Here is a 22,531-nt window from a genome sequence, read left to right as displayed (position 1 = left end):
GCAGGGAGCCGCATCGCTTAACGCTGCTGGGTCTCCCTTTGCTTGCTATTCCCCTAGAAGTCTCGCCGTGCCCTTGGTCGGTCCACGCATCCATCCCTCATTTCGTATCCTCGCCCTTTTTTATAATGAGAGGTAGAGAACCCGTCATGGAGGCGATGCTACCCTTTGCCGCCCTCAATCTCAAGAAGATGGCAGGCTTGGCATGGAAGAAAGCCCAGCACGCCTGAACAGGGTCTCGGGCAGAACGCCTCAAGGCCCGAAAACGAAAAAGTCACGTTTCAATTCGCCTGAAACGTGACTTTTTCTACAATCTGGAACTTCCGCTCCATGGCGGAAGTTTTTTTTGGTTGCGGGCGTCGAGTAACAGCGTTATGCCATATTCAAATGAATGTTTGAATGTAACAGGAGGAATGCGAGATGGCGAATCGAGATATCTTGCCGATCGAAGGTGTAACGTGTACAAACTGCGCGGCTAAAATCGAACGACGTGTCGAAGGCCGATCGAGTGTGGCATCGTGTCAAATCGATTTTGCGGCGAGTCGCATGATAATCGAATGGAATGAACCGAATGACCATGACGCGGAACTGCAATCGATTGAACAAGAGATGGCACAGATTGAACCAGGGGCCCACTTTGCTCGAAAGGAAGCAACGGACGATCACGTCAATCATCTTTTGTGGCGCTTTGGGACGGCGCTCGCCTTGTTTGGTGTCGGGATCTGGTCTGACTCACTCTTCTTTTATGCCATAGCGTATGTGATCGTCGGATATGACGTTGTGTACGCTGCGATTCGAAACACCTGGCATCGAGAGTGGTTCGACGAGAAGTTTTTAATGACGATTGCGACGTTCGGCGCCTTTGCGATCAACGAGTATCCGGAAGCGGTAGCCGTCATGCTGTTCTATCAGCTCGGAGAATACGTTCAAGGTCGGGCCGTCCGAGCTTCCCGTCGTTCCATCCAGTCGTTGTTGACGATGAAACCGACGATGGCGCGGGTGCTTGAAGCCGATCAAGAAGCTATACGCCGGCCAGAAGAAGTGGCGATTGGATCGAGGCTCGTCGTCTTACCGGGCGAGCTCGTCCCGATGGACGGGCGCGTCGCCACGGGCGCAAGTTCGCTCAACACGGCCTCTCTCACCGGTGAGTCGCTTCCGAAATCGGTGGAGGCGGGTGAGCCCGTTCTCGCCGGCATGTTGAATTTGGATGGACGGTTGGAAGTCATCGTCGAACGTCGGTCGACGGAATCAACCCTTCAAAAGATGATCGCTCTCGTCGAAGAGGCGAGCGCGAAGAAGGCGAAGACCGAACAAATGATCACCCGTCTCGCAAAAATCTATACACCCGTCGTCGTCGGTCTGGCCGCCATCGTCGCGTTCGTCCCGCCGCTCTTTGGCGGAACATTAGAGGAATGGGTATATCGCGCGTTGATTTTCCTTGTCATCAGTTGCCCGTGTGCGCTCGTCATCTCGATTCCGCTCGGATATTTCGGCGGCATCGGGGCTGGGTCGAGACGAGGCATCTTGGTAAAAGGGGGCCAGTACTTAGACGCGCTCGCTGAAGTGGATACGATTGTATTCGATAAGACGGGAACGCTCACGACGGGGCAGTTTAACGTCACGTCCATCGAGACGAACGGACAGCTGTCGACGGACGAACTCGTTCAGATTGCCGCGCGTGTCGAGCGTGCTTCGACACACCCGCTCGCAACGGCCATCGTCGAACTTGCTGGGGAAGGGACTTCTTTTGCCGATGTCCATGAAGAGCCGGGTTATGGCCTGATGGCGGTGGACGGGGAAGACCGCATCTACGTCGGCAGTGCCCGCTACATGGAGAAGTTAGGCCATCGTGTCCAGGGGGCTCGGGTCGGAACGCACGTGCACATCGTCAAAAATGACGAATGGTTAGGACGGATTGAACTGATGGATGCACTCAAACGAGATGCACGCGAGACGATTCTTGCCTTGAAACGTGGCGGATACCGGACGGTCATGTTGACCGGTGACCGGGCCGTCGTCGCCGAGGCGGTCGGTGCGGAACTTGGCCTCGATGAAGTGACGAGCGAGCTCTTGCCCCATGAAAAAGTTGAAGCGGTCGAACGACTCGTAAAAGACGGGAAGGTTGCGTTTGTCGGGGACGGCATGAACGATGCCGCGGCACTGGCTCGAGCGGACGTTGGTCTCGTCATGGGAGGAATTGGGAGCGACGCAGCGGTCGGGGCTGCCGACGTCGTGTTGATGAATGACGAACCGCACGACCTCCTCACGGCAATCGAGCTAGGGAGACGTACGAAACAAATCGTTTGGCAAAATATCGTCTTCGCTTTCTTCATGAAAGCACTCTTTCTTATCCTAGGCGTTTGGGGAATCGCCTCCATGTGGGAAGCGGTCTTCGCGGACGTAGGAGTCGCTTTGATTGCGATTGCGAATGCGACACGTTTGATTCGAAGTACAAAAAAAGACCCCAACCGAGGTTGAGGCGAGCGGACCGATCAGTCTCGATCGATCCGCTTTTTCGTCTTGGCCATCAAAAAGATGAGAATGACGAGGATGGCGATGAGCAGGATGGCAACCGAGATGAGTGCTTGAGTCGCGATGTCGATTTCACGCTGAGTCGCTGTCAACTGCTTACGAATGTCGTTATACTGCATCTTCTTCAACGAACGCAAGTCCTCTAAAATCGTCTGGCGTTGATCGGTCATCGTCTCGGCGACGGCGGTCGCTTCCGCAAGGTCGCCGGTCTCATAGATGACGAGCACACGGTCCGCCTCTTGTTCCCAAATGCCGTCCCGATACAATAAATCGAGAAGGGAACTCGGTGTTTCTGGGTCGCCTGCGATGGAGGCCTTCAACTCTTTCGCGCGTTGGGACATGCTGTAGTACGCTTCGAGGAAGCGTCGGTCGTCATAGGCGAGAAGCCCACGAATCGCGTTGGCCCGTTCGATGTTGTAATACATGATTTCTTCGATGGCTTGATAGGAATCGAGTCGAGGCCCGTGGATGGCCTCGATTCGCTCGTTCGTATTGCGCAACTGGACGATGAAGCTGGCGATGACGAGGACAAGCAAGATTGCCAATGCACCGAATAACGCCAACCATTTCCGCTGAGACATGGTGCTTCCCTCCCTTCTGATGACAATCGTACAACAATTTTAAGCGTTCGGCATAAATTATTTTTTTTGGAAAAGAAAAAAACGGGTAAACGTTTAAATACATAGGATGTTGTACCTTGTTATCGTTTACAATTGGGATAGGGTACGATTTCAATCATAAGGAGAATAACTATGCCAGAGAACTCGTCGTTAAAAAAGTTACACCAAGTGTTAAAAGACAAACGGACCGATTTACACTATGAAATCCCGTCTTTGTGGAATCGAATGCGCTTTTTGTCGGAGCCGGTCCGTGATGGTGTCGAACGGGTCAACCCATACGATTTCTTAATCGAGACAATCGAGAAAGGCATTCTTCCGCATGCAGTCGACGGCCGTGACTATACCGAATCTGTCGCCGAGGCGGACGCTTATCTAGAGACAGGCGGCGACTGGATCAAGCGGGCTTCGGTCTACTCGATGCAAGTGCGGACGTCGACGTCTTGGGACCATGACGGGTCGGGCTATGTCGAGATGAACAATTCACAAGGAATGAAGGATACGGGGACGTTCGTGAAGACGCTCGCCTTGTTGCCGCATCTCCTCTATATGGGCATTGACACGTTGTTCTTGTTGCCAATCTCGCAACACAGCCACAAGAATAAAAAGGGCGAGTTCGGTTCACCGTACGCCGTCCAAGACTTTTTTGCGATTGACGAGGAATTGAAAGAGACGCTCACCGGGGACGGCTTGACCGTCGAAGAAGAGTTTGCGGCGTTCGTCGAAGCGTGTCACATGGTCGGCATCCGTGTCGTCATCGATGTCATTCCCCGCACGTGCGCGCGCGATAACCGATTGATTCTAAAGAACCCGGAATGGTTCTATTGGATTCCGGTCGCCGAGCTCGACCATTATCATCCGCCGCACGTACCGGGAATCGGTGAGAACGTGAAGCCGGAATACGCGTTCTTGCCGATGATTTACGGCTCGCAAGATGTATGGCAACATTTGCGTCGCTTCTCGATGGCGCCAAACTTGGTCGATGCGGCGAAGTGGGAGCAGGTGAAACGCTATTTACTCGATCATCCGGAAGAGAATTTGCTCGCCGTCATCGAACGGGAATTCGGATTGACGACCGCCCCGGCGTTCTCGGACTGCATCAACGACCCGCAGCCGCCATGGTCTGACGTCACGTACTTCCGCTTGTTCCTCGACCATCCGACAGCTGCCGGTCCGTACGTGAACGACGCGAACTTGGCGCCGTACATCTTGTTTGATTCGATCAAGTCGAACCAGTTCCGGGGCGAGCAAATCAATGAGCCACTTTGGGCGATGCTGACGGATATCATCCCGCATTATCAGCGGGAGTATGGAATCGACGGTGCGCGCATCGACATGGGGCACGCGTTACCGGTCGATTTGGCGCAACGAATCTTGACAGAGCCACGTGCGCTCGATTCGAACTTCAGCTTCATCGCCGAAGAGTTGATTGAAGTGGGGGCTTGGGCGGCGCGTGACGCCGGTTATAACATGATTATCGGATACGGGTTCTATAAAGAGCCGCGCTTTGATACGCACGACACGCACCAATTCTTTTATGACTCGCGTTTCTTGCCGCTCCCGGTGTTCGCCGCCGGTGAGACCGCGGACACACGCCGCATCGCGACCCGTGACGGCGGCCGTCAAGCGAGCCGATTGCTCACCGTGTTGAACGGGTTCATGCCGAACGGGGTACCGATGACGAACTCGGGGCTCGAACTGTATGAGACGCAACCGATGAACACCGGCCTCGACTGTCGACCGGAAGAAGCGTATCAACTCTTCCCGACCGACCCGTACTTCGGGAAGCTCGCCTTTTTTGACGCCTATCAGTTCCATTGGGATCATCCGGAACGGGACGAGATGATTGAACTGATGCATCAAGTGGCTGGCATCCGTCGGCGTTGGCTCGATGTCCTCGTCAACCCGAGCCACTTTGAGCCGCTGACGATGGGGCAGATGGATGCGCCGTTTATCGGTCTGGCTTGGTTGCGTCCAGACACGAACGAGACGCTCCTCGTCGTCGCCAATACAAGTATGCATCAACCGTTACAGGGCAAGGTCGCCCTTGACGGTGTGCGTCGCCGGAACTGGAACGCGAGCCGCTTCGCTGAGATGGTATATTCGCCGAACTCATGGCCGTATGCCGAGCACAGTTTCGATGACAACTGGGACCTGTGGGTCGATTTGAAACCGGGTGAAGTGAAAGTGTATGAGATGAAGTAACGTAAAACGCCTCGGACCGAGAACAGGTCCGAGGCGTTTGTTATTGTCGTTGTTTCATGTAAAAGATGACGAACTCGTCAAGTGGCATCGGTTTCGCGTAGCGGTAACCTTGCATCGAGTCGCAGCCGATGCGACGCAAAAACGTCTCTTGATATTCGGTTTCGACCCCTTCGGCGACGAGAGCCATCCCGAGTTGTCTCGCCATCGCGACGATCGTCGCGGTGACGGTCTGATACTCTCGATTCTCTTCGAGTTGCATCGTGAACTCACGTGGAATCTTGAGTTCGTCAATCGGATAGCGGACGAGGTAGGCGAGTGAGCTATACCCGGTACCGAAGTCGTCGATGGACAGTTTGATCCCGAGCGCCTTCAATTCGAGGATACGATTCAAGACGCGTTCGGAGTGATGCGCCGCGACTGTCTCCGTCAATTCGAAATTTAAGCGGCCCGGCTCAATCGGGAAACGGTTGAAGAGCGTCGTCAAATAGTCAATCAAATGCTCATCGAATAGTTGGCGCACGGACAAGTTGACCGAGAGCTTCGGCAAATCGATGTCGCCTTGTTCGAACGCGTACATGAGTTGGAACGTCTCGTGAATCATCCATCGACCGAGGTCTTGGATGTGTCCCGTCTCTTCCGCGATCGGGATGAACTCGCTCGGCGGGATGAAGACGCCGTCACGTTGCCAGCGCATGAGCGCCTCGGCACCGATGATTCGCTTCGATGAAGCATCGACCTGTGGCTGAAGATAAAGCGAGATTTCGCCTTTTTCGAGCGCGGTGTCGAGCCCTTCCATCAACAGCTTGCGTTCTTCTTTGTCTTCGCGTAGCTCTGGCGCAAACAAGACGGTCTCATCCCGTCCCTTCTCTTTTGCTTTGTACATCGCCAAATCGGCATTCGACAGCAAGTGTTTCAGCGTCGCCCCGTGTTCAGGGTAACGGACGATCCCGATGGAGGCGTGAATCTCGACGAGCGTCCCGCCCAAATAGTAAGGGGGGCTGTAGACGAGCCGACGAAGCCGTTCGATCAACATCTCATTATCATCGTGTTCGGCAACGACGATGAATTCATCTCCACCGAGACGGCCGGCATATTCGTTCGGCAACAAGGCGAGACGGAGCCGTTTGCCGATATGTTGTAACAACTGGTCGCCCATGTGATGTCCGAATTGGTCGTTGATTTCTTTAAAACCGTCCAAGTCAGAGAACATCAATGTGAACGGTCGCCCATCCTCGATGAGCTGTTCAATCTGCTCTTGGAGGGCGTAGCGGTTGTGCAATCCGGTCAAGCTGTCGTGGTTCGCTTGATATAAGATTTGTTCCTGCTGGACGATCATTTGTGTGATGTCTTTGACGATGGCATAGATTCCTTCGACGTCACCGTTGATAATCATCGGGATGTTCATCAGTTGCCAGACCCGCTTCGTGCCATCATCGGTCACGATGTTGACCTCGAGCGTCTCCGGACGCCCGGACGTCAAGTCGTGAAGGGCGGTCGCGTAAGCGCCACGGTCCTTCGGCTCAATCACGTCGAGAATATTCGTCCCGATTAGCGTTTCGGCAGTGTGACCGAGAACGGAACTACCGGCTTCGTTGACCGACAGCACCTCTCCGTCTAAGTCGAATAAGAAAATCGGTTCGGCGTGATAGGCGAACAGCGAGCGATACTGTTGTTCGCGGATTTCGAGTTGATGCGCTTTCGTCGTCACGGCGGTCTCGAGGTCGGTGTTGACGGTATGTAGGCGATGGCTAATCAACGCGTTTTGTTTCGCGACGACGAACTGCCGGATGAGAAGCAGCAATACGGCGTTCGCAATCATCGAATCGAGGACGGACGTACCGAGCAGACGATCGGATGCGAGCATGAACAACATCACGACCGTGCTGTAGATGATGTAATCGAACACCGAGTCATGAATGAGGACATCCTCGTCTGTCTCATCAAACAAAAAGCTGAGCGAGATGAGGAAGATGCTGCTCACTTGCAGGACATGGACGAGGTCATGTCCAATCCCACCAAAGGCGACGACTTGATTGACGATCGAGGCGACCGTGAAGCCGAGGATTCCGATGAGAAGCAGGATTCGAAACGATTGGCCCGATGTGACGATGCGATTCAAATACAGGAAGGCGAGCACCATATAAAGGCTGACGAGCACCATCTGTTCTTCAAATCCGTTCAAATAGTCGCGATACACGTCTCCCTGTGAAACATAAAAGTAGAGATGGAGTGCGCCGACGAACAGAAAACTGAACAAGGCGAATACATCGAACGTGCGGAGTTTCAACGTACGAATCTCAATCGACTGCGTGATGACGATGAGTGCCATAATCAAATAAAAAAAGTTTTGACTAAACAACATCAAGTCGCTCGAAACAGGTACCTCATAACGCAAGGTGGTCACGTACGTGATGAAGCAGACGTTTCCGGCCGTAATCAAGGTGTGGATATAACGTCGCATGCCACGATGGGTCACGGCAGCGTAACCGCTAAACAAAGTCGCGATACACGTGACGACGATCAAGTACGCGAACAGGCTCGTCTCGCGCAGCGCGTAAGGACTGAAAACAATCAATAACAGTCCAAGAAAAAACGTCCCGACGAGCAGGGCGGGAACTGATTGGCGCAAGGAGTGGCTAGACAACTCATGCACCTCCTTCTATATTCTATTAGGCTCACTCGTATTATCGGACCGAATCAACGTTTGTTACACTAAAAAATCGACAACGAAGCGTTGTCGATTAAAGGGTATAGGAATGTTCTTTGAAGTTACCGACGACCGAATCGATTTCTGACACCGTGATAAACGCTTCCGAGTCGATATCCGACACGATTTGGCGCAATTTTGGAATCTCGTTGTTCTGGACGACGACGTAAAGCATCTTCTTCGAGTCGTTCGAATATCCACCAATCGCATCCATAATCGTGACACCGCGCTTCAAGTTCTGCTTGATCACCAAGTTGATTTCATCAGACTTCTTACAGATGATAAAGCACTGTTTTTGGGCCGAGAAGAAACGGTGAATCGTCAATAGCGTCCGCGACCGTACGAAACTGAGCACGAGCGCATACATGACGGCCTTGATGTCGAACGTAATGAAGACGAGCACGTACACGATGATGTCTTGCGTCAAAAAGATTTTAGGGAGCGAGAGATTCCGATTCGTCGTATAGATGACTTTTCCGAGAATGTCGAGTCCACCTGTCGAGGCGCCTGCGAATAAGAGTAGCGCCAACCCAAGGCCAGAAACGATACCACTAAAGACGGAAGCGACGAGTGGGTCATCGAGCGGGGTCGGCGGAATGAGCACCGGCAGCGCATCAATTAAAATCGAGGACAACACGACGACGATTCCCGTCATGAAAATAAATCGCTTTCCTAGAAACTTGATTCCGACGATGAAGAGCGGGATATTCAACAACAGTTGTGTTAGCCCGATCGGCGTGCCGAATAGTTCGTTGACAATGAGTGTGATTCCGACGATTCCCCCCGAGCCGATTTCGTTTGGCTTCAGGAGCAAACCGACGAAGATGGATTGTAGAATCGTCCCGGCGATAATGAACAGGACCGTTTCGACGGCGATTCGTTTTCTTGATTTTGCATACATAGAAGTTGGCTAGGCGCCATACGCCCCCTTTGATAAAGTTCTCAAGCAAGCGTACTTCGACCGACGCTGAATTTCAAGAGTCTGATTTACATCTCGTGATGAAAGCGGTCGATATCGCTAGCGAGTTGTTCATGGACGAAGTCAATCACTTGGGCATCGTCGAACAAACCGAGCGGTGCGTCGTCCGGGATGGCGTCGAACGGCGAGACGAAATAGAGAACGGCCGCGACGAGTGCGTCTTCTTTTTCCGGTTGCATATCGAACTGATCGTTATAGATTGCCCGCAATATATTGAGCAACTGTTTCATCTGGAAATATAGCGTCAGTTCTTCTTCACGCTCGATGTTCGAAATGTCATAGGAAGCGACGTCGACGGTCACTTTGGCGAGGGCGAGTTCACCTTGGACGAGCAAATCTCCGCGCTGTTCGTTGGCTGTGTACGCCGTCTTCGCTGTGTCTAGAAAGTGTGCATACGTTGTTTTCCAATCTGGCATATGAATTCCTCCTTCTTTCTACATCTACTAATATGCCCGTTTTTGCGATTTGGTTGCAACTTTTCCGAAAATTTAAGAAAATAAGAGAGAACGAAAAAAGGAGGAACTGTACATATGTCTACTTATACAATCCCGACCGAAGCGGAGTTTGCCCGTTATGCGGAACTCGCCGTAAAAAAAGGTGTCAATATCCAACCGGGCCAACAGCTTGAAATCCGTGCCGATATCAGCCAAGCACCACTCGTCCGTCAAGTCGTCAAAGCAGCATACGCTGCTGGAGCCAAACAAGTTTTCGTTAACTGGAGCGACGAGGAGTCGACGAAGATTCGTTACTTCAACGCGCCACAAGACTCATTTAAAGAATTCCCAGAATGGTTGAAAGCTCGTTTTGAGCAACTTGCAGAAGAGAAGACAGCGTTCTTGTCGATTGTCAGTGATGATCCCGATGCGTTAAACGGTGTCGACTCGTCTCGAATCGCGGATTCGAACCGTGCCGCCGGCGTCGCACTCGCGAAGTGGCGGAAGTACGTCATGAGCGATAACGTCAGCTGGTCGATTATTGCCGGCGCTTCTGACGCGTGGGCGAAAAAAGTGTTCCCAGACCGTGAGGATGCGGTCGCAGCACTTTGGCGTGCCATCTTCGCGGCGACACGCATGGACGAAACAGACGTCGTCGCTGCGTGGGACGAACACGATCAAGCGCTCCGGACCCGTGCGAAGCTATTGACGGAAAAGAAATACGCGAAACTGCATTATAAGGCGCCGGGTACGGAATTGACGATCGGCCTTCCGAAGAAGCACGTCTTCCTTGGCGGCGGCGGACCGAATACGGACGGCGTCGACTTCATCGCCAACATGCCGACCGAAGAAGTGTTCACGCTTGCCGATAAAGACGCGGTCGAAGGACACGTGTCGAGCACGAAACCGCTCAGCTATAGCGGAAACTTGATTGACGAGTTCACGCTTTGGTTCGAAGGTGGGAAAGTCGTGAGAGCGGAAGCGAAACAGGGACAGGCTGCACTCGATGAGTTACTCAACCTCGACGAAGGGGCGCGCCGAATCGGTGAAGTCGCGCTCGTTCCAGACGATTCGCCAATCTCGAACTCAGGCCTCCTCTTCTACAACACGTTGTTCGATGAGAACGCCTCATGCCACTTGGCGCTCGGACGTGCCTACTCGACGTGCCTTGAAGGCGGACCGTCGATGTCAGCGGAAGAACTCGCCGAGAACGGGGCGAACGATTCGATGACACACGTCGACTTCATGATCGGGTCGGCCGAGATGGATATCGACGGGGAGCGCGAAGACGGCTCACGTGAAGCCATCATGCGTGCCGGCAACTGGGTCATCTAAGAAAGGGAGAGACGAATCCGATGCGGGTTCGTCTCTTTTGGTGTGAAGGGAAAAGGCATAGGGGCTCGAATGATTCAGGAACGAATGTGTAAAGGGGAAATGAGCGTGAAAAAAGGATTGCTCTCGATCGGCGTGACTTGTCTCGTCTTGCTTGCATTGCACGCGACGCCGCAAGCGGCCCTCCGGACGTATGTCTGTCTGATGGGTCATCCCATTGCGGCACTCACATCGCCGATTACAGAGTATGATGCCCGTAACGAACTAGAGCAAAAAGATTTCGAAGAGCGGAACGGGAAAATTTATACACTGACAAATCCGCCAGTCGAGCGCGCGACACAAGGTCGGCTCGAGAGCTATTTCGTCCGGAAAGTCGGGCCGTTCTATTTGGCTGAACATCACGGGGGTGGATAAAAGGGAGACAGCAGAAGCTGCCTCCCTTTTTAGTCATGGTCGTACAAATAGGCGAGCGCGTTCGGTAAGCGCCGGCGCCACGCCGACTCGTGATGGATGCCCTCTGGTTCGACTTCATAACGGAACATGATCCCGGTTCTCGCGATCGTTTCGACCAATTTAGCGTTCGTATACAAATAGTCTTCGGGCGTGAACGGGCCGCTCGTCTCGTCCGTCCCGAGATCCATGTAAAGCCGTGCCGACAGATTCGCTTGTTTCAGTTCACGGATGAGCGGGTCCAGGTTCGACCAGGCCGCCGTCGATAACGAACCGACACGGCGAATCGAAGGATACGTCGCCATCATATAGAGTGAAATGACGCCGCCCATCGAGCTGCCCATCACGCCGACATCGTCCACGTCTGTCGCATAGCGCGCATCAATCCATGGTTTCAACTCGTTCATGAGCCAGTCGGTATAGCGTCGCCCCTTTCCGCCGAGCGTCGGCCTCGTCTTCGCGAGCTCCGGTCCGATGCGCCGAACCAGCATCTCGTCTTCAAAAAAAGAGTAGTCGTCATAACGGTCGAGCCAATCCGGCGGGCTGGCGATGGCGACGACCATGAGCGGCAATCGGGACGTCTCGATGAATCGATCGATGCCCCAGCTCGCTCTCGTATCATGGTGGAAGACGTTTTGTCCGTCATGCATATAGAGGACGGGCAACAGGACGTCGTTCGACACGAAATCAGGACGAAAGACGGATACAAGTCGTTTTTGACCGGTTCGGTCGCTCGGCAAGTTAAAGCTGAACTGTTCAATCATATACACGCTTCCTTTCCACTTATCTAAATTGATTGTGACGTTGTTTAGACGGAAGTTCAATCCTCGCACTTGACTACCTACCGTTCGTTAGGTAGAGTGGAGGGAGCAGTTAGGAGGCCGAATAGACATGAATACGAAACAACGAATTGAGCAAGCGGCGACGCGCCGTTTTGCGTTAGAGGGATACGAGGGGCTCTCGCTCGCCGCACTCGCCGAGGACGTGGGAATTAAAAAAGCGTCACTCTATGCCCATATTGACGGAAAAGAGCAATTGTTCAAGCAAGTCGTCGAAGCGATGGCAGCACGGTACGATGACGTTTGGAAAGCAGCACGGGACGAATCTTACGACGCCCCGCCGCTCGAACGGATCGAGACGATTGTGCAAGCGCTGATCCGTTTCTTTGGGGAAGAAGAGACATGGATGTTGACGAAGCGGATGCTACTCGTCCCACCACCAGAACTGAGACCGTTTATCGAGTCAACGCTCGGAGACGTGGAGACTGAACTGCAGGCGTTTGAGAAAGAACAGTTCCGTCTGGCGATGGAGCAGGGTGCGTTGCCCGAGCAGTCGCTTGACGATGTGTATGACGCTTACTATTGCTTTTTGGATGGCGCGCTCATCTCGCTCTTTACGTTCGAGACGAACCGTTCCGAGCGTCAACGCGCTGCCTTCAAAATCTTTAAGAAAGGAATTGGATGGACATGAAACGTGATCAACTTGCATGGATGTGGCTCGTCCTCGCCGGTCTGCTCGAAATCGTGTGGGCGACTACGATGAAACTATCGAACGGGTTCACTGTGCTCGGCCCGACCTTGGTTACAATCGTCTTGCTAATCGTCAGCTTCGGTTTATTGGCGTTGTCGTTCCGCGTCTTGCCGGCCGGGACGGGCTATGCCGTCTTTACCGGGATCGGCGCTGTCGGGACGGTCATCGTCGGGAATATTTTGTTTGACGAGGTGCTCACCGGCATGAAGCTCGTCTTTATCGGCACACTGTTAATCGGTGTGATCGGGTTGAAACAAGTGACAGGAGGAGAGACAGCATGAGTTGGGCATTTTTAATTGGGGCGGGACTGGCCGAGATGATTGCCGTCTTTTTCATGGGGAAGTCAAAAGGCTATCAAATTTTGAAATGGTCAATCTTGTCGATCGTGACGTTCGCGCTCAGTTTTTATTTGTTATCCCGCTCGCTCGAGACGTTGCCGCTTGGACTTGCCTACTCGATTTGGGTCGGGATTGGGGCGGCCGGAGGCGTCATTCTCGGCATGCTTTACTTGAATGAATCGACCGACCGCTGGCGTATCTTCTTTTTGACGCTCATCATCGGGAGTGTCGTCGGATTGAAAGTCATCGCTTAACTAGGATTCAACCTGCCTCATAACGGGAATTAATGAGTAAAGACTGTGAATGAAAGGGGCGGGAACGATGAAGCATGTCGAGTTACACTCTGAGCGCTTACGGCTTGAACCATATACGATTGCCGATTTTTATTTCGTCAAATCGCTGCTACAAGACCCGCGGGTGATGCGGTTCATCAGCCCGGACGGAAAACCGTTCACGGATGAGCAGACGATTGAATGGTTCGAGCGACAGCTTTCGCGCTACAAGACAGGACGACAGACCGGGTTACTCAAATTGATGACGTTCGAGAGCGACGAACCGATTGGCCATGCCGGGACGTTGTTACACGAGCTTGACGGCAAAATCGAACTTGAGGTCGGCTATTGGCTCGCACCGAAGCATTGGCATATGGGTTACGGTCGCGAGGCGGCGGCTCGGCTCATGCAATATGCGTTCGAGGAAGGGGAGAAAGACATTATCTCGCTCATCCATCCGGACAATGTGCCATCACAACGTGTAGCGAAAGCGAACGGACTTCATTGGGATCGAGATACGGAATACGAGGGAATGCTCGTATCGGTATATGCTGGTGATTTAGAACGGCTTTGCCGTCACATTCAACGTCAGGAAATGTCGCGTTAAAAAAATAAAAAAAACTTTTAAAAAACGGTTGCCAAGGCATTAGTTTCTTGATATATTAATAGTGTCCTTAAGAGAGGACACGACCTGATTCTGTAGCTCAGCTGGGAGAGCGCTACCTTGACAGGGTAGAGGTCGCTGGTTCGAGCCCAGTCAGAATCACTTGGGTGCCAAACCCGATGCGAAACCCACCGGAACATGGGTTTCCGCGAAGCCACTTCTTGCGAGAAGTGGCTCTTTTTTTGTTCTTTTTTCAATTGACATCCAATGGAACGGATTGGTATATTGCTTTCAATACATATAGAAACGGGGGATACGAGATGGTGTTGTTAGGGACCATCGTCAACGCGGCGCTCATCGTCGTCGGGACGTTGCTCGGCCTTTTGTTCCATCGAATCCCCGAGCGGATGAAAGAGACGGTCACGGCGGCAATCGGGCTTGCGGTCGTCGTGCTCGGTGTGCAGATGGGTCTAAAAAGCGAGAATTTCTTGATTGTGATCGGTAGTCTTGTCGCCGGGGCGGCGCTAGGGGAATGGTGGAAACTCGACGAGAAATTGAATGAGGTCGGCTACCAATTGGAACGGCGCATCGGTGGAAAGAGTAAGTCGAGCATTGCCGAAGGTTTTATCACGGCGACGCTCATTTTTGTCATTGGGGCGATGGCTGTCATCGGGGCGCTCGACAGCGGCTTACGTGGCGACCACGACGTGTTGTATACGAAAGGGTTGATTGACGGGTTTACCGCGCTCGTCCTCGCTTCCTCGCTCGGGATCGGGGTCATGTTTTCGGCCGTCCCGGTCTTGCTGTATCAAGGTGCGATCGCCTTGTTGGCGATTCAAATTATGAAAGTTGTGCCCGAATCGCTCATGGATAGCTTTATTCTTGAGATGACGGCCACTGGAGGAGTCATGATTGTGGCCATCGGCTTGAACTTGGCGGGTATCACGCGCATCCGGGTCGCCAACCTCCTACCGGGTATATTGGTCGTGGCACTCATCGTTTCCATCTTACATATGCTCTCATAAGAAAAGGTCCGAAACGGTGATACAACCGTTTCGGACCTTTTGTCATGATTGGTGTTGTTCGACGTCTTCTTTCGCGCTTTCGCGGAGCGCAGCGTACATGACGTCGGATAAGTCACGATCGCGCAAGACGCCGACACCGCGGTCGGTCGGGCCTCCTGGCGCGGCCACGTCCGAGATTAAGGCGTCAGTCGGACGCGTCTCGTGCAACAGGAGTTCGGCCGATCCTTTCATCGCTTGGGCGACGATTTGTCGGGCTGTCGCCTCGTCAAATCCGGCATCGGTCAAGACCGGTGTCATCGATCCGACGATTTCATAGAAGAACGCTGGGCTGCAGCCGGCGGCAGCCATGAAGGCGGACATCGTTTTCGCGTCCGTCACGGCGGTTCGGCCGACGCGTTCAAATAGTGCGGTAGCTGTCGCGCGAACAGACTCGTCTGTCTCTGGTCCGAACCAAAGGCCCGTCATCCCGTCACGGAAGGCGACTGGGGTGTTCGGCATCGCACAGACAGCTGGAAGTCCTGAAGCGGCCTCGAGTTCTGCCGGCTCGATATGAGCCGCGACAGAGATGAGGAGCGGCTTCGTCCACGTCTTCGAACGTACATATGGAAGCACGCCATCTGGTTGCATCGCGAGTACGACGATATCGTATGCGTTCACGTCTTCTTCGTCCACGATTCGGACGCCGAGTTCGTTGTGCAGTTGGTCCAATCGAGCCCGGTCACTTCGATTCGTCATCGTGATCGTCTCCGGCGAAAGACCGGCGTCAATCCAACCGCGGACGAGCGCCTCGCTCATCGAACCGGCTCCTACCATTAATAATTTCATATTTCGTCACCTCTTCTGTTAGATTCGGTCTTGTGCATGGTGCTTATCATAACAAATGTTAAGCCGAATATCCCCTTCTATGCTCGAATTGTAAAAGAAAGGAAATAATGTAACCGCTTCTTCACATCCAACATCGGACAGTGAAAGTGACAGAATTCATTCGACGAGATATGATGGCAGTAATCTATTCGAACGAGGCGATTTTTATGAAACGAATTCTTGTGCGTGGCATAAAAGGGTATCAACGTGTCATCTCTCCATTGAAACCACCGACGTGCCGATTTTATCCGACATGCTCTCATTATGGGATTGAAGCGATTGAAAAGCACGGGGCGGTCAAGGGCGGCTATTTGACCGCGCGACGTTTGTTGCGTTGCCAACCGTTCCATTCAGGCGGACTCGACTATGTGCCGGACGAGTTTGACTGGAGCGCGCCATTACAACGAGAGAAGCCACCGTCACAGCGAGATGTCTAATCGACGTCTCGCTGTTTTAGGTACAGATTCACGAACGGACTTTTGTTTTAGTACAATATTTTTGACAATGTTCCAAGTATTCTGAAAAAATAGAAAAGTACAATTACATAAGGGGAAAGGGGATTTCAGCATGAGTCAATCGTTCAGTGAACTGATCGGTACGATTTCAGACTTGGTGTGGGGACCACCGCTGTTGATTTTGCTTGTGGGGACAGGCGTTTATTTGACAGTACGGTTAGGTGGCCTTCAAATCACAAAACTGCCTTACGCATTAAAGCTCGCCTTCTCGAAAAACCAAGACAAGACGTCACGAGGGGACATTAGTCACTTCCAAGCACTCATGACTGCCCTCGCGGCGACCGTCGGTACGGGGAATATCGTCGGTGTCGCCACGGCTGTCGTGCTCGGGGGACCGGGCGCGATTGTCTGGATGTGGCTGTCCGGGTTCTTTGGGATGGCAACAAAGTATGCCGAAGCCGTACTCGCCGTCAAATATCGAGTGACGGATGAGCGGGGACAGATGGCTGGTGGGCCGATGTATTATTTGGAGCGCGGTTTAAAGCAGCGCTGGCTCGCCGTGTTGTTCGCGGCGTTCGCCTCGCTTGCCGCGTTTGGGATTGGGAACGGGGTCCAGACGAACTCGGTTGCGCTCGCGCTCAAGTCGACGTTTGACGTTCCGCTCTACGTGTCCGGTATTTTGGTGATGGTGTTCATGGGTGCCGTCATCCTTGGCGGCGTCAAATCGATTGGACGCGTCGTCAGTTATTTCGTTCCGATCATGATCATCTTCTATCTCGGTAGTGGGCTCATCATCATGGTCATGAACTACACGCTCATCCCGGATGCGATTGCGCTCATCTTCAGCAGCACGTTCAGTGCCGAAGCAATCGGTGGTGGGGCCATCGGTGCGGCAATCCGTTACGGTGTCGCCCGCGGCGTGTTCTCGAACGAAGCCGGTCTCGGTTCGGCTCCGATCGCGGCAGCCGCTGCGAAAACAGATATGCCGGGCAGACAAGCGCTCGTCTCGATGACGCAAGTCTTCCTCGACACGCTCATCGTCTGTTCAATCACGGGGATCACCCTCGTCATGGGCGGACAGATCGGTTCAGGGCTTGAAGGCGTCGATTTGACGGCGGCCACGTTTGAACAGTTCCTCGGGCCGTTCGGCCGTTACGTCGTCACGATTGGGCTCGTTATGTTCGCGTATTCGACCGTACTCGGGTGGTCGTATTATGGGGAACGCTCGATTCACTACTTGTTTGGACAAAAGTCGATTATTCCGTATCGCATCGCCTTTGTCCTCGTCGCAGGACTTGGCGCGATGACGACGAACTTAAACTTGGTATGGGCGCTCTCGGACGTGTTCAACGGCTTGATGGCCATTCCGAACTTGATTGGCCTCTTGTTCTTGTCAGGGGTCGTCATCGCTGAGACGAAGCGTTTCAACCAGCAACTCGCGCTCGAGAACCGTAATCGAAAGGCGTCATGACGCCAAAACGCCACCTCGCTTATTCCGGAGGTGGCGTTCTTTTCTTTTTCACTTCTTCGAGTCGGGCTTGTTGTAAATGGTTGAACACTTGGGTGACGAACCCGACCATGATGCCGGTACCCGTAATGACGTAACCAATCGTGAACGCTTTCCCGAGGTCTGTCGACGGGACGAAATCACCATAGCCAATCGTCGTCAGCGTGATGATGCTGAAGTAGAGCGAATCAAGCCATCGTAACTCTTCGTAGCGGGCGTAAAATAACGTGCCGGACAAAATGGTGAGGAAGGCGAGACTGAACAACACCTGGAATTCAGGCTCTTTCAGCCCGCGCCAAATTCCTCGGAACATGCGGCGAAACGTCAAGAAAAACGAAAGCATATCCCCACTCCTTTCTGTATTAGGTTTGTTCGTGACAGAGGAGGGAACATCCTCTATAGTCTAGCGAAGAAAGGGTGAAGGAAATGACAAAACCGATACCGAAAGAACAAGGTCTCGATCACAGCCTCGATTTTTTAAGGGAGGGATATCAGTTTGTCCCGAATCGACGGACGAGCTTTCAATCGAATATCTTTGAGACGAGGCTGTTAGGGGAACGTGCGATTTGTCTCGGCGGAGAGGAAGGAGCGGCTCTATTTTACGATGCCGACCGTTTCGTCCGGCAAGATGCGGCCCCGAAACGGCTCTTGAAGACGCTGTTCGGTGAGAGCGGCGTACAGACATTAGACGGTTCTGCCCATACGTATCGGAAACGGATGTTCATGTCGCTCATGTTTCCAGAAAACATTGATCGCCTGACGCGACTCGTCGGGCGTGAATGGGAAAAGGAACTCGATCAAGCCGATGGGGAGACTGTCCTTTATGGGACGGCGCAACGCGTGCTCATGCGCGCCGTCTGCGAATGGGCCGGTGTACCACTCGCCGAGTCAGAGGTCGACAAGCGTACCGACGAGATGCGTCTCTTGTTCGAATCGGGCACAGCACTCGGACCGAAGCACATCCTTGGCCGTAAAGCACGAGCTTCGGCTGAGGCATGGATCAGCTCGATGGTCGAGGAGGTAAGGACGAAGCGCTTGTTGCCGAACGAGAAGACAGCTTTGTATGAGTTCGCTTGGCATCGTGACGAATCCGGTGAACTGTTACCGGCAGACGTCGTGGCTGTCGAAGTGATCAATATTTTGCGACCGACCGTCGCAGTGTCGATCTATGTCCTCTTCACGGTGCTCGCCTTGCATCAATTTGATGAAGCGCGAACGAAACTGGCAAACGGGACAGTCGACGCGACGGCGTTCGTTCAGGAAGTTCGCCGCTTTTATCCGTTCTTCCCGGTGACGGCAGCCCGGGTCAAGCATGATTTCGAGTGGGAAGGGTACAGATTCGAAGCAGGGACGCTCGTCTTACTCGACTTGTACGGGACGAATCATGATCCGACGCATTGGGACGAACCGGGCCAATTCAATCCAGAACGGTTCGCCGATTGGACAGAGAGTCCGTTCACGTTCATCCCACAAGGTGGGGGAGACGTCGATTTCGGACATCGCTGTGCCGGAGAGCACGTCACCATCGCCATTATGAAAGAGACGATTGACGTATTCTTGAACCGCTATCGCTATGACGTCCCGCCGCAAGACTTCAGTTACAGTCTTGTCGACTTGCCGAGTCTTCCGAAGAGCAGGCTCGTCTTGACCGACATCGAACGACGCGCATGAAAATGAACCACCCGGGATGGGTGGTTCATTTTGTGTGAAGCGCCAAGCGATTTGTAATTGGTGCGATGCGGCAATTGGTGTCGACCATGCGATTATCACGCTTCGGTTCATCCGCGCGTTCGATGCGCCATGGCCTGTCATGTCGTTCAGCGAGAGCGGAGGCGATATCATAGAGCGAGTGGCTCGTGTTCCCGTTCAATTGATACATGCCGGGACCTCGTTTCGTCATGATGTCGAACAGCGCGTCGGCCGTATCTTGTAAAAACGAGCAAGACGGATACCAGTGCGTACTGGCGACGATGACGCCTTTTTGTTCCATTTCCTTCTCGAAAAAATCCATCATGTTGTTCGAGCCGGGGCGGTCCCCGATTTGCCATCCGAGCCGAACGATTTGAGCACCAGGGTTGGCTCGGGCGATCGCTTGCTCGCACGCCCGTTTATACGATCCGTATTCATCTTCGGCGTCGGGCCGGGTGTCAGGTGTGATGGGTCCTGTCACGTTGTCCGAGAAGACGGAGACGGTGCTCGTGAACAAAAATGGGATATCGTATTCCCCGCACAGTCGGGCGAGATTCGCCGCTGATTCGACGGGTCCCATCCCGATGTGAAGAAAATAGTCAGGCCGGACCGATTCGATAAAGGCGCGCATATCTGATTCTTTTTCGATGGAGACTTTTGAACGGTCCCACGCAATCGGTTCAATCCCGTGTCGTTCGAGTGTCGTGGCGACGACAGGTGCGACCGTCCCGTTCATTCCTGTGATGATTGCTTTCATAGATCTTCCTCCCTTCTGTTTGTATCATCCCACAGTTCGCTCGTTGACAAACCCACTCTTTTTCACTGTATGATAAAGTGGTATGTGGAGGAGATAATATGAACATTCGACAAGCTAAACCGGCAGATGCGACGAACGTGGCCCCGCTCGTCTATGCGGCCATCCATGACATCGCCTATTCGTTGACCGGAACGAAGCAGAAAGAACAAGTACTCGAGCGGCTCGCGATGTGGATTGGCCGACCCGCGAACCGTCTGAGCTATGAAAATATTTGGGTCGCGGAGAGTGAAGGGACCATCGCGGGCATTATCATCGCGTATGCAGGAATGGATGCACGGAAATTAGACGAACCGATTCGACAGTGGCTGATGGAAGCTGGCGAAACAGGGGAACTCGACGTCGAGACAGAAGGCGACGTGTTTTACATCGACTCGGTCGCGGTCGATTCACAGTTCGGGGGACGTGGAATCGGGACAAAGCTGATCAACTCCGTCACTCAGCACGCCCGTTCAAAACACATCCCGGTCGTCACGTTGAACGTCGACCAGACCAATCCTGCGGCAGCGCGCCTTTATGAACGACTCGGTTTTTATAAACAAAAAGAGATTGAGATTTCAGGCGGACGGTTCGATTATATGGTGCTCGATTTATGAAGACGGACGAAAGTCCGTTTTTTCAGTCTTGAAACCGATGCATTTGTCGACGCCGTCCGCTATACTAAATGCTTGAAACGAACTTGCGGATAAAGGAGCCTATACTTTATGGAATGGAGAAATATATTACGCGGCATGGCGATGGGGACGAGTGATTTGATTCCTGGCGTCAGCGGCGGGACGATTGCGGTCATTTTAGGAATTTACGACCGGTTGATTGAGGCGATTAGCGGGGTGTTTAGCCGGCACTGGAAAAAACATATCGGTTTCTTAATTCCGCTCGCCATTGGGATGGGTGGCGCGATTTTAGGGTTGAGCCGTGTCATCGAGTTTTTATTGTTGAACTATCATGCCCCGACCCAGTTCTTCTTCATCGGGTTGATTTTAGGGATTATCCCGCTCTTGTTGTTTGAATTCAAGTCACGGGCGAAGATGCGACCGGTGCATATCGTCGCGATGATTGTCGGAACGATTCTCGTCGCGAGTATGGCTGTCATCAAACCGGCGGATACGGCGGTCATCACTGACGTAACGATGGGGACGGCGCTGCTCCTCTTCTTCTCGGGCTGGCTTGGCAGTATGGCGATGCTCTTGCCTGGTATTAGTGGTTCGTTCGTCTTGTTGTTGATTGGGGTCTATCCGACGGTCATCAGCGCCTTGTCGAACTTGAACGTGATCGTCATCGGAATTGTCGGGCTCGGTGTCGCCGTCGGCTTCCTCGTCAGCAGTAAAGTCATCCGTCATCTGCTCGCGAACTACCCGGGTATGACGTTCTCCGTTATTCTCGGGCTCGTCATCGGATCGCTCGCCGTCGTCTTCCCAGGTCTTCCGGAGACGACTGTCATGTGGGGATTAAGCATCGTCTCGTTTTTGGCCGGTTTCATGGTTGTCCGATTGCTCGGGAAATTTTCAGTATGAACAGAAGACGCGGCTCTCGCTATGGCGAGGCCGCGTCTTTTTAATAGATGAACGGAAGCAGACGTTTCCGGGACTTCGACCATACGGCGTAAGCATCGCCGAAATGTGCGGTCAACATCTTCTCTTCGATATGAATGCGCCATAATAGCGCTGCTCCCATCGCAATCGTTCCGAGTACTGCGAACCAGACGAAACTGAAGGTAAGCGCGAACCCGAACGTGATGAACAATAGTCCTGTATAGAGCGGATGCCGCAAAAACCGGTACGGGCCTGTGCTGACAATCTCATCCGTGGGCCGGACGACGACATGGCGCGTGAACTGATGTCGTAAATGGGTGATCCCCCAATACCGGAGGCCGACACCAGCTATGTAACATGCAAGTCCGATTAAGCGCAAAGGGACGCTTTGACGGGCATCCGTCAAGATCGAGTAACCGAGCGAACTTGCGAACACGATCACCATGACGGCCGAGACGACGTAAAAACTCATATGTTCGCTCCGTCCATCCTTCGTGTCGTCACGATTGCGGTAACGCCATAGCTCATAAAGCCAGGCTATCGAGGTGACGACGAATATTCCGTCGAGCCAATCCATAGCAACTCCTCCTTCACTCTCTTCTCACTCATACCCGTGGCTGTTTGTCCAAAAACCGTAAGGGCGGGTTG

Annotated in this window: 23 protein-coding genes and 1 tRNA gene; 15 read left to right on the top strand and 9 right to left on the bottom strand. The window is 53.1% G+C overall.

Features of this window, described 5'->3' with window-relative positions:
* Positions 1 to 417: 417 nt before the first annotated feature.
* Positions 418 to 2,475 carry a heavy metal translocating P-type ATPase gene (locus KB235_RS14085; protein WP_211779949.1) on the top strand — a complete coding sequence of 686 codons (2,058 nt, stop codon included), beginning with the start codon at positions 418 to 420 and terminating at the stop codon, positions 2,473 to 2,475.
* A 14-nt stretch (positions 2,476 to 2,489) separates the two neighbouring features.
* On the opposite strand, the gene KB235_RS14080 is transcribed toward KB235_RS14085, so the two are convergent.
* A complete protein-coding gene (locus KB235_RS14080) occupies positions 2,490 to 3,110 on the bottom strand; it encodes a hypothetical protein (RefSeq protein WP_034807553.1) in 621 nt (206 codons plus the stop codon).
* 171 nt (positions 3,111 to 3,281) lie between these two features.
* Here KB235_RS14080 and KB235_RS14075 point away from each other — a divergent pair, with 171 nt between their 5' ends.
* On the top strand, positions 3,282 to 5,351 hold the full coding sequence (locus tag KB235_RS14075; RefSeq protein WP_246514245.1) for an alpha-amylase family protein: 2,070 nt from the start codon (positions 3,282 to 3,284) through the stop codon (positions 5,349 to 5,351).
* A gap of 40 nt (positions 5,352 to 5,391) precedes the next feature.
* On the opposite strand, the gene KB235_RS14070 is transcribed toward KB235_RS14075, so the two are convergent.
* From KB235_RS14070 to KB235_RS14060, 3 genes are all read right to left on the bottom strand, one after another.
* Positions 5,392 to 7,995, bottom strand: coding sequence for a putative bifunctional diguanylate cyclase/phosphodiesterase (locus tag KB235_RS14070; protein WP_211779948.1), 2,604 nt, complete (start codon positions 7,993 to 7,995; stop codon positions 5,392 to 5,394).
* Positions 7,996 to 8,092: 97 nt separating this feature from the next.
* Positions 8,093 to 8,959, bottom strand: coding sequence for a YitT family protein (locus KB235_RS14065; protein ID WP_051690222.1), 867 nt, complete (start codon positions 8,957 to 8,959; stop codon positions 8,093 to 8,095).
* An 86-nt stretch (positions 8,960 to 9,045) separates the two neighbouring features.
* The gene (locus KB235_RS14060) at positions 9,046 to 9,453 is read right to left on the bottom strand and encodes a YkvA family protein (RefSeq protein WP_211779947.1); all 408 of its coding nucleotides are present in this window, start codon (positions 9,451 to 9,453) and stop codon (positions 9,046 to 9,048) included.
* A gap of 114 nt (positions 9,454 to 9,567) precedes the next feature.
* Here KB235_RS14060 and KB235_RS14055 point away from each other — a divergent pair, with 114 nt between their 5' ends.
* Together KB235_RS14055 and KB235_RS14050 are read left to right on the top strand one after the other, a co-directional pair.
* A complete protein-coding gene (locus KB235_RS14055; protein WP_211779946.1) occupies positions 9,568 to 10,806 on the top strand; it encodes an aminopeptidase in 1,239 nt (412 codons plus the stop codon).
* A gap of 105 nt (positions 10,807 to 10,911) precedes the next feature.
* Positions 10,912 to 11,217: a hypothetical protein gene (locus KB235_RS14050; RefSeq protein WP_211779945.1), complete on the top strand. Its 306-nt coding sequence runs from the start codon at positions 10,912 to 10,914 to the stop codon at positions 11,215 to 11,217.
* Positions 11,218 to 11,246: 29 nt separating this feature from the next.
* On the opposite strand, the gene KB235_RS14045 is transcribed toward KB235_RS14050, so the two are convergent.
* Positions 11,247 to 12,017 carry an alpha/beta hydrolase gene (locus KB235_RS14045; RefSeq protein ID WP_051690223.1) on the bottom strand — a complete coding sequence of 257 codons (771 nt, stop codon included), beginning with the start codon at positions 12,015 to 12,017 and terminating at the stop codon, positions 11,247 to 11,249.
* 127 nt (positions 12,018 to 12,144) lie between these two features.
* Between KB235_RS14045 and KB235_RS14040 the strand changes: the two genes are divergently transcribed.
* The 6 genes from KB235_RS14040 (at position 12,145) to KB235_RS14015 (ending at position 15,022) form a co-directional block, all read left to right on the top strand.
* Complete coding sequence (locus KB235_RS14040; protein WP_211779944.1) at positions 12,145 to 12,723, top strand: TetR/AcrR family transcriptional regulator; 579 nt, start codon at positions 12,145 to 12,147, stop codon at positions 12,721 to 12,723.
* A complete protein-coding gene (locus tag KB235_RS14035; protein WP_081825844.1) occupies positions 12,714 to 13,064 on the top strand; it encodes a DMT family transporter in 351 nt (116 codons plus the stop codon). Before KB235_RS14040 ends, KB235_RS14035 begins: the two co-directional genes overlap by 10 nt.
* On the top strand, positions 13,061 to 13,375 hold the full coding sequence (locus KB235_RS14030; protein WP_024371711.1) for a DMT family transporter: 315 nt from the start codon (positions 13,061 to 13,063) through the stop codon (positions 13,373 to 13,375). The genes KB235_RS14035 and KB235_RS14030 overlap by 4 nt, the downstream gene beginning before the upstream one ends.
* A 67-nt stretch (positions 13,376 to 13,442) precedes the next feature.
* Entirely contained in the window at positions 13,443 to 14,000 is a 558-nt protein-coding gene (locus KB235_RS14025) for a GNAT family N-acetyltransferase (protein ID WP_034806917.1), read from the top strand.
* A gap of 86 nt (positions 14,001 to 14,086) precedes the next feature.
* Positions 14,087 to 14,159, top strand: a tRNA-Val gene (locus KB235_RS14020).
* A gap of 158 nt (positions 14,160 to 14,317) precedes the next feature.
* A complete protein-coding gene (locus KB235_RS14015; RefSeq protein ID WP_034806915.1) occupies positions 14,318 to 15,022 on the top strand; it encodes a DUF554 domain-containing protein in 705 nt (234 codons plus the stop codon).
* A 42-nt stretch (positions 15,023 to 15,064) separates the two neighbouring features.
* On the opposite strand, the gene KB235_RS14010 is transcribed toward KB235_RS14015, so the two are convergent.
* Positions 15,065 to 15,847 (bottom strand): pyrroline-5-carboxylate reductase family protein, encoded by a 783-nt coding sequence (locus tag KB235_RS14010; RefSeq protein WP_211779943.1) that lies wholly within the window; start codon positions 15,845 to 15,847, stop codon positions 15,065 to 15,067.
* A gap of 206 nt (positions 15,848 to 16,053) precedes the next feature.
* Between KB235_RS14010 and yidD the strand changes: the two genes are divergently transcribed.
* Positions 16,054 to 16,323 (top strand): membrane protein insertion efficiency factor YidD, encoded by a 270-nt coding sequence (yidD, locus tag KB235_RS14005; protein WP_034814433.1) that lies wholly within the window; start codon positions 16,054 to 16,056, stop codon positions 16,321 to 16,323.
* A 130-nt stretch (positions 16,324 to 16,453) separates the two neighbouring features.
* Positions 16,454 to 17,812 (top strand): alanine/glycine:cation symporter family protein, encoded by a 1,359-nt coding sequence (locus KB235_RS14000; RefSeq protein ID WP_211779942.1) that lies wholly within the window; start codon positions 16,454 to 16,456, stop codon positions 17,810 to 17,812.
* A gap of 19 nt (positions 17,813 to 17,831) precedes the next feature.
* Here KB235_RS14000 and KB235_RS13995 read toward each other — a convergent pair whose 3' ends face one another.
* Complete coding sequence (locus tag KB235_RS13995; RefSeq protein ID WP_211779941.1) at positions 17,832 to 18,191, bottom strand: potassium channel family protein; 360 nt, start codon at positions 18,189 to 18,191, stop codon at positions 17,832 to 17,834.
* Positions 18,192 to 18,274: 83 nt separating this feature from the next.
* Between KB235_RS13995 and KB235_RS13990 the strand changes: the two genes are divergently transcribed.
* Positions 18,275 to 19,519, top strand: coding sequence for a cytochrome P450 (locus tag KB235_RS13990; protein ID WP_211779940.1), 1,245 nt, complete (start codon positions 18,275 to 18,277; stop codon positions 19,517 to 19,519).
* A gap of 25 nt (positions 19,520 to 19,544) precedes the next feature.
* Here the strand turns inward: KB235_RS13990 and KB235_RS13985 are convergent, their stop codons facing one another.
* The gene (locus KB235_RS13985) at positions 19,545 to 20,294 is read right to left on the bottom strand and encodes a sugar nucleotide-binding protein (RefSeq protein WP_211779939.1); all 750 of its coding nucleotides are present in this window, start codon (positions 20,292 to 20,294) and stop codon (positions 19,545 to 19,547) included.
* Between the two features lie 98 nt (positions 20,295 to 20,392).
* Between KB235_RS13985 and KB235_RS13980 the strand changes: the two genes are divergently transcribed.
* Together KB235_RS13980 and KB235_RS13975 are read left to right on the top strand one after the other, a co-directional pair.
* On the top strand, positions 20,393 to 20,947 hold the full coding sequence (locus KB235_RS13980) for a GNAT family N-acetyltransferase (RefSeq protein WP_034814403.1): 555 nt from the start codon (positions 20,393 to 20,395) through the stop codon (positions 20,945 to 20,947).
* Positions 20,948 to 21,055: 108 nt separating this feature from the next.
* Positions 21,056 to 21,865 (top strand): DUF368 domain-containing protein, encoded by an 810-nt coding sequence (locus KB235_RS13975; RefSeq protein ID WP_211779938.1) that lies wholly within the window; start codon positions 21,056 to 21,058, stop codon positions 21,863 to 21,865.
* A gap of 40 nt (positions 21,866 to 21,905) precedes the next feature.
* Here the strand turns inward: KB235_RS13975 and KB235_RS13970 are convergent, their stop codons facing one another.
* Positions 21,906 to 22,460: a methyltransferase family protein gene (locus tag KB235_RS13970; protein WP_034806900.1), complete on the bottom strand. Its 555-nt coding sequence runs from the start codon at positions 22,458 to 22,460 to the stop codon at positions 21,906 to 21,908.
* Between the last annotated feature and the right edge of the window lie 71 nt (positions 22,461 to 22,531).

The organism is Exiguobacterium alkaliphilum, assembly GCF_018138125.1.
In the GTDB taxonomy this organism is placed as follows: domain Bacteria; phylum Bacillota; class Bacilli; order Exiguobacteriales; family Exiguobacteriaceae; genus Exiguobacterium; species Exiguobacterium alkaliphilum.
This window is presented reverse-complemented; position numbering and strand designations above follow the sequence as displayed.

What these genes read in the sequence shown, in the direction of transcription:
- KB235_RS14085 (WP_211779949.1), top strand. Translation starts at nt 418, where the DNA reads ATGGCGAATCGAGATATCTTGCCGATCGAAGGTGTAACGTGTACAAAC.
- KB235_RS14080 (WP_034807553.1), bottom strand. Translation starts at nt 3,110, where the DNA reads ATGTCTCAGCGGAAATGGTTGGCGTTATTCGGTGCATTGGCAATCTTG.
- KB235_RS14075 (WP_246514245.1), top strand. Translation starts at nt 3,282, where the DNA reads ATGCCAGAGAACTCGTCGTTAAAAAAGTTACACCAAGTGTTAAAAGAC.
- KB235_RS14065 (WP_051690222.1), bottom strand. Translation starts at nt 8,959, where the DNA reads ATGTATGCAAAATCAAGAAAACGAATCGCCGTCGAAACGGTCCTGTTC.
- KB235_RS14060 (WP_211779947.1), bottom strand. Translation starts at nt 9,453, where the DNA reads ATGCCAGATTGGAAAACAACGTATGCACACTTTCTAGACACAGCGAAG.
- KB235_RS14055 (WP_211779946.1), top strand. Translation starts at nt 9,568, where the DNA reads ATGTCTACTTATACAATCCCGACCGAAGCGGAGTTTGCCCGTTATGCG.
- KB235_RS14045 (WP_051690223.1), bottom strand. Translation starts at nt 12,017, where the DNA reads ATGATTGAACAGTTCAGCTTTAACTTGCCGAGCGACCGAACCGGTCAA.
- KB235_RS14040 (WP_211779944.1), top strand. Translation starts at nt 12,145, where the DNA reads ATGAATACGAAACAACGAATTGAGCAAGCGGCGACGCGCCGTTTTGCG.
- KB235_RS14035 (WP_081825844.1), top strand. Translation starts at nt 12,714, where the DNA reads ATGGACATGAAACGTGATCAACTTGCATGGATGTGGCTCGTCCTCGCC.
- KB235_RS14030 (WP_024371711.1), top strand. Translation starts at nt 13,061, where the DNA reads ATGAGTTGGGCATTTTTAATTGGGGCGGGACTGGCCGAGATGATTGCC.
- KB235_RS14025 (WP_034806917.1), top strand. Translation starts at nt 13,443, where the DNA reads ATGAAGCATGTCGAGTTACACTCTGAGCGCTTACGGCTTGAACCATAT.
- KB235_RS14015 (WP_034806915.1), top strand. Translation starts at nt 14,318, where the DNA reads ATGGTGTTGTTAGGGACCATCGTCAACGCGGCGCTCATCGTCGTCGGG.
- KB235_RS14010 (WP_211779943.1), bottom strand. Translation starts at nt 15,847, where the DNA reads ATGAAATTATTAATGGTAGGAGCCGGTTCGATGAGCGAGGCGCTCGTC.
- yidD (WP_034814433.1), top strand. Translation starts at nt 16,054, where the DNA reads ATGAAACGAATTCTTGTGCGTGGCATAAAAGGGTATCAACGTGTCATC.
- KB235_RS14000 (WP_211779942.1), top strand. Translation starts at nt 16,454, where the DNA reads ATGAGTCAATCGTTCAGTGAACTGATCGGTACGATTTCAGACTTGGTG.
- KB235_RS13995 (WP_211779941.1), bottom strand. Translation starts at nt 18,191, where the DNA reads ATGCTTTCGTTTTTCTTGACGTTTCGCCGCATGTTCCGAGGAATTTGG.
- KB235_RS13990 (WP_211779940.1), top strand. Translation starts at nt 18,275, where the DNA reads ATGACAAAACCGATACCGAAAGAACAAGGTCTCGATCACAGCCTCGAT.
- KB235_RS13985 (WP_211779939.1), bottom strand. Translation starts at nt 20,294, where the DNA reads ATGAAAGCAATCATCACAGGAATGAACGGGACGGTCGCACCTGTCGTC.
- KB235_RS13980 (WP_034814403.1), top strand. Translation starts at nt 20,393, where the DNA reads ATGAACATTCGACAAGCTAAACCGGCAGATGCGACGAACGTGGCCCCG.
- KB235_RS13975 (WP_211779938.1), top strand. Translation starts at nt 21,056, where the DNA reads ATGGAATGGAGAAATATATTACGCGGCATGGCGATGGGGACGAGTGAT.
- KB235_RS13970 (WP_034806900.1), bottom strand. Translation starts at nt 22,460, where the DNA reads ATGGATTGGCTCGACGGAATATTCGTCGTCACCTCGATAGCCTGGCTT.